The sequence below is a fragment of the Megasphaera sp. DJF_B143 genome, assembly GCF_900320625.1.
In the GTDB taxonomy this organism is placed as follows: Bacteria; Bacillota; Negativicutes; order Veillonellales; family Megasphaeraceae; genus Megasphaera; species Megasphaera hexanoica.
The window spans coordinates 1-3,907 of the sequence record NZ_ONTA01000152.1 but is presented as its reverse complement, the minus strand read 5'-3'; the positions used below and the strand labels follow the sequence as shown (position 1 = coordinate 3,907).

3 protein-coding genes are annotated in these 3,907 nt (G+C 47.8%); all 3 read right to left on the bottom strand.

Annotation, left to right across the window (positions count from 1 at the left end; genetic code table 11):
• Positions 1 to 265 precede the first annotated feature (265 nt).
• Positions 266 to 1,396, bottom strand: coding sequence for an SPFH domain-containing protein (locus DBO31_RS04615; RefSeq protein ID WP_234995391.1), 1,131 nt, complete (start codon positions 1,394 to 1,396; stop codon positions 266 to 268).
• Positions 1,397 to 1,728: 332 nt separating this feature from the next.
• On the bottom strand, positions 1,729 to 3,630 hold the full coding sequence (locus DBO31_RS04610) for a glutamine synthetase (protein ID WP_059077467.1): 1,902 nt from the start codon (positions 3,628 to 3,630) through the stop codon (positions 1,729 to 1,731).
• Positions 3,631 to 3,784: 154 nt separating this feature from the next.
• Positions 3,785 to 3,907: GatB/YqeY domain-containing protein (locus DBO31_RS09490; RefSeq protein WP_159897757.1), on the bottom strand; the 123-nt coding region annotated here is incomplete at its 5' end.

Here is a 3,907-nt window from a genome sequence, read left to right as displayed (position 1 = left end):
TGAAAAGAGGGGCATCAGCCGGCTTTTTCGTACCGCATTCCATACAGAACTTGCCCTGATTGACAGCGCCGCACTGCGGGCAGGTCCATCCATCGGTATCTTTTTTCTGTTCCGGACGGGGCTTGCCACAATTTTCACAGAATTTTCCCATATTGCCTTTCTGTCCACAGCCACAGTCCCACATACCTTCAGCCGGTTTAGGTTCCGGTTTCTTCGTTCCGCAGTTGAGGCAGAACTTGCCTTGGTTCGCCGTGCCGCATTGCGGTCAGGTCCAGCTGCCTGCCGTACCGGCTGCCATCGCTCCGCCTGCCTGCGCAGCTACGACCCGTTCCGCTTCGAACTGCTGCGGGTCCATCAGTCGTTGCCGCCGGTTCATCAGATCCTGCTGCTGAGCCATCTGCTGATACATGCCGGCACCGGCATTGCCGGCCATACTCATGTTCATGAAACCAAAAGCTGCACCGCCGGCACCTTCATTCTGGGCGGCCATACGCATGGAATCGCTGGTGGCATCAGCCATAGCTCCCATGGCCAGGGACGGATCTGACAGCGTCTTACCCATCTGTACTTTCTGGATTTTCGCTTCATCTTCTTCATTAGCTTTGATACTGTTGATGCCAAAGGATACGATTTCCAGACCGCGCAGTTCCCGCCATCGTTTGGACAGGACCTCATTCAGGGCATCGGCGATTTCAAACGTCCGTCCCGGCAGTTCGACGTAGTCAATCCTCTGGGCGCTCAACCTGGCGAAAGCCGGCTGCAGCGCATTGAGCAGTTCCGATTTCAACTGGCTGTCAATCTGGCTGCGTTCATACCTGTCGTCGACATTGCTCGCTATATTCGTATAGAACAGGACGGGATCGACGATATGATAACTATATTCGCCAAAACAACGCAGACGGATCAGAAGAATCTGCCCCGTATCGGGATCTTTCATCTTGAAAGGAACTTCCTGGGGCGTACCGTATTTATTACCGACCAGTTCTTTCATGTTGAAATAGTAGACACGCTGATCTTTCCCCGTATCGCCACCAAAGGTAAATCGTTCCTTCATCTGTCCCCACATGTCTTTGAGTCCCTGCTTGAGATCACCTGTAAAAATAGATGGCTCCGTAGATTTATCATAAATATACTCGCCCGGCTCGTTGCAGAGATCGACGACCTTGCCCGATTCGACAATCATCATACACTGTCCGTTATTGACGGCAATTTTCGAGCCATTAGAAATGATGTTGTCTTCCCCGCTCGTATTGGAACTGCGGCCACGGGAACTAATCCGCTTCTGCCCTTTCATCATCAGGACGTCTGCAGGCATACTGTCACAATAGAAAAACTCTTTCCACTGGTCGGCCAGGACGCCACCTGCCGCACCCATCGCTGCTTTAATTAAACCCATAATACAACCTCCTTTACAAAATGATTCATCGTGGGCATTCTTTTGTTATTTTTTTAGTTCTATTTATCTACGTATAGGATACTAAATTTCAAAAAAAAATAACCTGTACTTTAATACAGGTTGTTGATACGTATTGCGAATAGAAATGTCTTATTTCTCCAGTCAATATGCGTATATTAGATAAATAACTTTCTGTTCTTTTGGCTGAATACCTGTTCCGCTTGAGAGACAATGGCCGTACGACGCAAAAACACCTGCCTTATGAGATAATTCTCCCATAAGACAGGTGTTTACTTTATACAGTATTACTGCATCACAGACTGCAACGTTTATTAGAATGCATTGTGGCTGTATTCATAATACAGATTCAGCAATTCATCCATCTTGTCGTTCATGATGACCATCAGGTCGGAAGCCGTATCATAATCTTTGACAGCCAGGGCTTTTTTGATTTTGGAGAAGATAGACAGATTCTTTTCCGTATCGCGGCCCAGTTCTGTACGGAGCGTGTTGATGATCTTCCAGCGTTCAACTTCCAGCGGGTTGGAATCGGCTTCTGTATGAAGTTGTTTGCAGGCAATGACCTTTTCCAGGTTGTCCGGGATGATGCGGTACTGGAGTTCCAGAGCCCAGCGGGTAAGAGCGCCCAGTTTAAACGATTCTACGAAACGTTTTTCAAAGGCACCTTTGGTAATTTCTGCCAGTTTTTCCGGATATTCGTCGAGAGCTTTGAAGTTTTCCCAGACGGTCTTCGGAGCCTTGCCAAACATGTCAGCCCGTTCTTCATCGGTAAAGGCTTCAAATACATCGACTTCGCTGCGGTATGCACGGTCTTTTTCAAGGTAATCGGCGTCATCGCCCGGTTTCTTCGAAAGTTCGGCACATAATTCAGCCGGTGTCTTGCCACTGGACAGGGTATATTTGATACCGTCGAGAGCGGCAATATACAACAGGGAAATGGCAATGTAAGTATTAGTGAAAGCGTTAGGAGCACGCAGTTCGAAACGGGTAGCAGCCGGTTTCATCGTATTGCGGATCAGGCCGATGAGGACCGAACGGTTACGGGACTGTACAGCCGGTGTTTCGCCACCGAGGGCTGTTACGATGCAGACCGGAGCTTCAAAGCCCGGTTTGAGACGATTGAGGGCATCGTTTGTCGAAGAAACGAACGGATTGATGACTTCGTAATGTTTCAGGATGCCCATGATAGCACCATAGCCGAGAGCAGACAGGAATTCCTGGGACATGTCATCAGGATTGTAGAGGTTGACGAATTTACCGTTCTTCATGATGGCACCGATGCCGATATGGGTGTGTTCGCCACTGCCGGCAACGCCTTGAATCGGTTTAGCCTGGAACGTAACTTCAAGACCGTTTTCACGGAATACTTCACGGACGATGACACGGGCCTGGATTTCGTTATCAGCCGTCTGTACGGGATCGCCTGTGTATTTCCAGTCGATTTCGAGCTGTTCGAGAACGTAAATCAGATTACCGGAATCATCAATTTGGGCTTTGATACCACCGACTTCTTTATGACCCATTTCTGGTTCGAGGCCATAGAGACGGAGGCGTTCAACAGCCTGTTCCAAAGCTGTACGGACTACGCCGTGTGTACGCTGCCAATACGATTCCTGCAGTTTCTGTGTAACGGAAAGGCTGCGTGTTGCCACTTCCTGGCTCGGGGTCTTGACCCAGAATTCCAGTTCGGTTGCCGTCGTAAATACGATTTTTTCGATATCGTCAGTATTAATGGTCAGGCCTTTGACGCCGTATTTTTTGATGACTGCCAGAAGTTCATCATTAACATAATTCAATGTGTTGCGGAGAATGGAACGGGAATCGATATAGCCCGTTGCATGACGCAGAAAGCTGGGGATACGGAGAGTACCAACCGGCTTGCCTGTTGCATAATCGATGTTGCCATCGTTATAATCGACGAACCAGTTTACACCGGGGTCAGCCTTGATATCAACACGGGCATTGGAAAGCGTTGCAATACCCGGCAGGACGACGGAAGAACCATCTGTCTGGAAAGCCGTTGCATTGAAGAAATCATCATAGTCATCAAAGAACGTAGAAATAGGAATCTTTTCATCTGTATCATTGCCGGCGAGATCGACGCCTACGAGAGATACAAATTTGATTTCCGGATGCTGTTCGAGCAGGGCCAATACCCCTTCTTTACCATACTGACCTGCAGGAATGACATAAACTAAATCTTCTTTTACCATACCCAATTCCTCCTTAACAAATAAAAAAGACTTCTCCCCAAAAATTTGGTTTGAAGTCTTCTTTGACTTGATTCATGACTTATTTTGTTGTCTAAATCATGGTTAAATATTACAATCAATCAGCGGATTTGTCAAGCGATTTATGATAAATTCACTACTTGTTTTGTAAGATTTTTTTGACGGTCTGGGAAACGACCTTCCCGTCGGCTTTGCCCTTGACTTTCGGCATGACGAGTTTCATGACATCGCCCATCTTAAGAGACGACGCATCCTGCCC